The organism is Pontibacter sp. HJ8, from assembly GCF_054824225.1.
In genome coordinates this window covers 1-5,866 of sequence record NZ_JSYF01000538.1, presented here as the reverse complement: position 1 = coordinate 5,866, position 5,866 = coordinate 1, and the positions used below count along the sequence as shown (strand labels likewise).

The window sequence follows — 5,866 nt, the reverse complement described above, 5'->3', positions numbered from 1 at the left end:
TCATCAAGGAGAAAAGTAAGGCCCCGCCGGACAGGCGAAACTATGAAACAAGACTAGTAGCAAGCTGGATGAAGCCATAGCGACGAAGCAGGTATAGGTATAGAAGATGCCTCGTAGGTTGGAGCGCTCCATAGTTAGAGGTAAAACAAGGGGTAGGCCAGACCAAGAAAGGCTACTAGCAGGCAAAAGCCTTGCTGGCGGTCCTCAGAGGCCCCGGCTACATGCTACAACAGCAGAAGGGAGGTCATGAAATATTCCAGATTTCTCGCTCTGCTCGAAATGACAATCAAATTAATGTCAGAAAAAGAAAAAGCCTGAGCATTGCGGCTCAGGCTTTCCATAGCTTCTGGCTATACCTTGTTAGGGCATATACGATAATTCCACTCTGAACTTCTGATCCACCGCACCCAGCTTCTGGTAAGCCTTCTTGGACAAACGGACAATCACCTTGTCGTTGGCGCCTGTGGCAGGCAGTTTGCCGATCACACGCACATATACCACCTGGTCGTTCATGGCGTTTTTAACCTGCATAATGGTTCCTACCGGAGCTGATTTGTGCAAGGCCAGGTATTTGTTGGTGTCGGCCTTCGGGTCGATCATCTCAGCCATACCGCTTTCCAGGATTTTCTTCACGCCGGAAATATTATCTACTTCCTCCTCTTCTTCCTCTTCGGCTACCTTCACGCGTTCAGGCGCAGTGGGCGCAATCACCACATGCGTATTGGCAGGCGTAGTAGCCACCGGAGAGGCAGCCGTAGATGCAGTAGCTGTATCCGCTACTTTAGGGTTCGCTATCTCATCGTCTGATTCAGAGACATATATCGGCTTCTTAGAGGGTACGGCCATTCCTTTGCCCACGACCAAAGCCGAGCCTACACTGATGGTATTATCCGGCAGATTGTTCCACAGCTTGATCTTGTCTACCCCTACGCCGTGCATGCGGGAGATAGAATAAAGCGTTTGCTGGGGCTCTACGGTATGGATCTTTTCACCCTTATCGTTGACCGTAAAAGTACGGTTGCTGGCAGCTGCTGCAGCAGATGTCGGCACAGTTGGAATGGCAGCAGGCTTAGTTCCCTTTGCAACCGCACTCACGGCACTTGCCTTTCTCGGGATTAGCACGATCTGACCGATCTCGATTGTTTGCTCCAAAGCAGGGTTGGAATCAACGATCTGTGTTACAGACACATTATACTTCCTGGAAAGGGCGTACAGGGTTTCTTTCGGCTCTACCTTGTGTTGCAGGTATAGCTTGCCGTTTTTCCGTTCCACGCCGACTGAGTCGCGCAGCGCCGACATATCATAAGCTGAAGCCGTAAACGATAGCAGAGGGGCTGCTAAAAGGGTAATGAATAGCATTCGAATCATAGCTCAAGTAGTGACTATATAATTAAGAGAATATGCCGTTAAAGATTTTTTATTTTGAACGAAGTATAAACTGCGCATAAAGATAAAAAAAGTATCTGAACCAACGCCATCTAATCCGTTTGCTAGTACTTCATTTAAGTGCAAAATACCTTTTAAATCAAATACAGCCAGAAAATTATCTAATTTATTTTTTTCTGCAGCCACATAGTAGCTAATGACCATCCAGTCGTCTGTTTCGGCATACTCAATCGTCCTTACTGCCTCACACTGAAGCTGCTGGGACAAAAAATCACGCACCAGATTAAAATATTCTTCTCCTTCCTGGTACAAAACTGGGTGGAGTATTTCGCGGTACCGCTCCTGGCTGTAGGCGTTCACCCGGGCTGCCGCCTGTTTTTGGTTTATATCGTTTTGCAGTGTTTTCCCGTAGCGGGCATCCAGCAGTTGCAGGTAAGCCTCCTGCGAATCAGGGAAATAGGCCAGTATACCTAAACCATCAATTCCATAAAAGGTAAGCTCCGGCCTGTGCCAGAATTCCTCCCCTGTGGCAGCATTCAGTGCCCGTATACCTTTGTGCTGTCCCACTTTCCGGTCACCGTAGCCGTGCAGGTATACCATACCCTGGTGCGCGTCTTCCAGCCCCAGCCACCAGGTCAGCCGCTCCGGCTGCTCCAGCTGATGAAGCGCCCGGCTATGGCAGTCATAGGTATAGAAGCTGGCCAGCAACACATCACTGTCCCGCACCTCCAGCGCCAGCCTCCCGGCCGCCGTATCGATGCGTATGCGCCACACAGGAGCGCCAAAATCGTATTTAAACAGTAGAGGTAGAATAAGCTGAAATATTATTAGTATCTTATATTCGATCGAAAGTAATCAGCCCAAATGTATGAAATCTAAAGCAAATCACTGGCAGTGGCATCTCCTGTATCTGCTGATCGCCGGTCTGCTCTTCGCGCCTGACAGCATGGCCCAGAAAAGCAGCAAACCGAAGGTGTTTATCATGGAGATCAGCTCAGAGATAGATCCGCGCACCAGCCGCTACACGCAGCTGGCACTGGACGAAGCCACTCGTATAGAAGCCGACCATGTGCTGCTGAAGCTGAACACGTATGGCGGTGCCGTGAATGACGCCGATGCGATCCGGAAGCAGCTGCTCGAATACCCCAAGCCGGTGTATGTCTTCATCGACAAGAATGCTGCTTCGGCCGGCGCCCTTATCTCCATTGCCTGCGACAGCATCTACATGGCGCCGGGTGCCAACATAGGCGCAGCTACGGTAGTGGGTGCCGACGGACAGGCTGCGCCAGGCAAATACCAGAGCTATATGCGTTCTATCATGCGCTCCACAGCGGAGGCCAATGGCCGGGACCCGCACATGGCTGAGTCGATGGTCGACGCCAGCGTGGACAGCACACTCTCGGCCGGACAGGTACTGACGCTGACAACTTCAGAGGCCATCAAATTTGGTTTCTGCGAAGGACAGGCAGCCAATGTAGACGAAGTGCTGCAAAAATTAAACCTGCAAAACGCCGAGATCATCCACTATGAGCTCAGCAGCACCAACAAGGTCATTTCCTTTTTTCTCAATCCCGTTATCAGCGGCATCCTCATCCTGCTCATCGTGGGTGGCCTGTGGTTTGAGTTGCAGACACCGGGTGTTGGCTTCCCGCTTCTGGCAGCCATCGTGGCCGGCGTGCTCTACCTGACACCCTACTACCTCAACGGCCTGGCCGAACACTGGGAAATTCTGCTCTTCATCCTGGGCCTTGTACTCATCGGCCTGGAAGTGTTTGTGATTCCCGGGTTTGGGGTGACGGGTATCAGCGGCATCGTGCTTGTGTTCGTTTCCCTGATTCTGATCATGGTCAATAACCAGAGCTTTGACTTCACCTTTGTGCCTTCCGAGCAACTGATGCAAAGCCTGGTATCGGTGCTGACAGGTATGGTCGGTGCGGTTATTGTCATTGCCCTGACCTGGAACCGGGTGTTGGGAAGCCGCGCCCTGCAGCGCATGGTGCTCAATAATACTTTTCACAGCAATGAGGGCTACCGTTCTGCCAATAATGCAGACCACCTCATCGGCAAGACAGGCATCGCCCATACTCCCATGACTCCTTCCGGTCGCGTTATGATCGAAGACACATTGTACGATGCCCAGGCACGGGAAGGCTTTATCGAGAAGGGCGACACGATACAGGTGATCGACCAAAGCACTTTTTCGCTGCGGGTGAAGAAGGTAGGATAGAGACTGGGAATTAAGAATTAAGAATTAGGAATTGGGAGAGAGCTGTGCAGGTGGTGCAACGCTTTGGGTTTGTTTGGGGTCCTGGATGTAGATCATCGTCCTAAACCCCAACCTTATGAAATCATCCGCCCTATACCTGGCTGCCCTGCTTACCCTGGCACTTACAGCTTTTTCCTGCGACAAAGAAGAGGCAGTAGTGCCCGAAATGCAGGAAGCTGTTGCTACCTTATATTGGACGGGTGACTATGCAGCCGATGGCTGCGGCTTCAGAATTCTGTTAAACGAACAGTTGTATAAACCTGAAAATGAAAGTGCTATTGCTGCTTCGTTCAAGCGGGAAGGCCCATAACGGTAGAGGTAAAATACGTGTTGCCCGGCAAGAAGATCGAGTATGTCTGTGGCTTGATGCGGAACCATTCTGAAAAGATACGGGTATTCTCACTCAAGGAAATATAGTATCGTTTCTCGTCTCTGCTTACGTGCTTTCCAACTAATTTTTCATCCGATTGAATCCTTACATACCTTATGAAAACACATCAACTCCTGGTTGCCTTACTATGCGCTGCTACCCTTTTTATCGCTTCTTGCCAGGACAGCATGCAACAGGGAACTGAAACGGCCGAGGCCACTTTGATCTGGTCAGGCGAGTACATGGTGGATGGCTGCGGCTTTGAAGTGGTCATCGAGGATAAAAAATTTAAACCGGAGAATGAGGAGGATATAGACGAATCATTCAAAGTGGAAGGCTCTATACCTGTGCTGGTTGAATTTGTGCGGCTCGGTGAGCAGATCGATCGCCGCTGCGGCTTGTCTCCCGAAAGCAAAGCCATGGATGGGATCCGGGTGATCTCTGTTAAGAAGAAATAGCCCCTTCTCTGATCTAACAACTGTTACGCTAGCCCTGCCTTGCCGGATAGGGTGGTAAATAATGACGCTCCTGCTGCTTTACTCCCGGTACTTATGTAACTTTGGCACAGCTTACCGCCAAAAGGTAAGCTGTGTATAAAACATACCTACCCTATGGAGATACTTGGTATTATACCTGCCCGCTTCGCCTCTACCCGCTTCCCCGGTAAGCCGCTTGCCGACATCAACGGCAAAACCATGATACAGCGGGTATACGAACAGGCAAAGAAATCTGCCCTGACAGAAGTCATCGTCGCCACAGACGATCAGCGCATATACGCGCATGTAGAGTCATTCGGAGGCAAGGCCGTGATGACGGCCACGCACCACCAGAGCGGCACCGACCGTTGCTTTGAAGCCTACCAGCAGCACGACAAGCCGTTTGAATACATCATCAACATCCAGGGCGACGAGCCCTTTATCCGGCCGGAGCAGATTGACCTGGTAGCTGCCTGCTTCCGCAACCCACAGACGCAACTGGCTACGCTCATCAAGAAGATAGAATTGGCCGAAGAACTTTTTAATGTGAACGCCCCGAAAGTCGTCATCAGCCGGGCGGGTGAAGCGCTCTACTTCAGTCGCCAGCCTATACCCTATTGCCGCAACGTGCCCAACGATATCTGGCATAAGCAGCATACCTACTACAAGCACATCGGCATCTACGGCTACCGCGCCGACATTCTGGAGCAGATCACCCAATTGCCACCCTCCGGGCTAGAACTGGCCGAATCGCTGGAGCAGCTGCGTTGGCTTGAAAACGGTTTCCGTATTGCCACAGCCATCACCGAGTTTGAAACCATCGGCGTCGATACGCCGGAAGACTTACTGAAAGTAAACAGTTTGCAGTAAAAGTTAGCAGTAATCAGGCTATACCTACCCTACACAGCAAGCCACCAATCAGGATGAAATACTATACCTTACAGCGCTTCGTGAAATTGAACCTATACTTCTTTGGCATGTACAGCTTGCTGACTGCCGCCTGGTATGGTCTGAGTGGAAAGTTTGGGGAGGATGCCGGCACGGCAGTAAATGAGATCCTGTTCAATGCAGCGATTTTCTCTTTCATGTTCACGCTGGCCCTGCTGCTATGGTACAGAAGGACAGACATCCGGATACCGGTAAATAAGATCACCCTGAAGGCGCTGGAGCAACAGATGGAAGAGATCGGGTATCTGCGGGTTGCGGGCCAAAAGCAACAGGTTGTACAGGTCTACAAACCTGCTCCTCCCAAAGCTCCGGTCTTCGCCGGAAAGATCTTCATCCAGAAAACCGCCAACTTCTACCTCGTTCAGGGACCGGTAAGTAAAGTTAGAAAATTAGAGAAGTTAGAAAGTCTGGGAGTTTGAG

At 50.8% G+C, this 5,866-nt stretch carries 7 protein-coding genes; 5 read left to right on the top strand and 2 right to left on the bottom strand.

Features of this window, described 5'->3' with window-relative positions:
* Nucleotides 1–360: 360 nt before the first annotated feature.
* Nucleotides 361–1,368 carry a septal ring lytic transglycosylase RlpA family protein gene (locus OB13_RS19020; protein ID WP_461491765.1) on the bottom strand — a complete coding sequence of 336 codons (1,008 nt, stop codon included), beginning with the start codon at nt 1,366–1,368 and terminating at the stop codon, nt 361–363.
* Between the two features lie 3 nt (nt 1,369–1,371).
* Complete coding sequence (locus tag OB13_RS19015) at nt 1,372–2,160, bottom strand: DUF4905 domain-containing protein (RefSeq protein WP_461491764.1); 789 nt, start codon at nt 2,158–2,160, stop codon at nt 1,372–1,374.
* Nucleotides 2,161–2,254: 94 nt separating this feature from the next.
* On the opposite strand from OB13_RS19015, the gene OB13_RS19010 reads away from it, so the two are divergent.
* The 5 genes from OB13_RS19010 to OB13_RS18990 all read left to right on the top strand — a co-directional run bounded on the left by OB13_RS19010 (nt 2,255) and on the right by OB13_RS18990 (nt 5,865).
* Complete coding sequence (locus OB13_RS19010; protein ID WP_461491763.1) at nt 2,255–3,613, top strand: NfeD family protein; 1,359 nt, start codon at nt 2,255–2,257, stop codon at nt 3,611–3,613.
* Between the two features lie 115 nt (nt 3,614–3,728).
* A complete protein-coding gene (locus OB13_RS19005) occupies nt 3,729–3,962 on the top strand; it encodes a hypothetical protein (RefSeq protein WP_461491762.1) in 234 nt (77 codons plus the stop codon).
* 176 nt (nt 3,963–4,138) lie between these two features.
* On the top strand, nt 4,139–4,480 hold the full coding sequence (locus OB13_RS19000; protein WP_461491761.1) for a hypothetical protein: 342 nt from the start codon (nt 4,139–4,141) through the stop codon (nt 4,478–4,480).
* Nucleotides 4,481–4,633: 153 nt separating this feature from the next.
* Nucleotides 4,634–5,368 (top strand): 3-deoxy-manno-octulosonate cytidylyltransferase, encoded by a 735-nt coding sequence (kdsB, locus tag OB13_RS18995; RefSeq protein ID WP_461491760.1) that lies wholly within the window; start codon nt 4,634–4,636, stop codon nt 5,366–5,368.
* A 53-nt stretch (nt 5,369–5,421) separates the two neighbouring features.
* Complete coding sequence (locus OB13_RS18990; protein ID WP_461491759.1) at nt 5,422–5,865, top strand: hypothetical protein; 444 nt, start codon at nt 5,422–5,424, stop codon at nt 5,863–5,865.
* Nucleotide 5,866 lies beyond the last annotated feature (1 nt).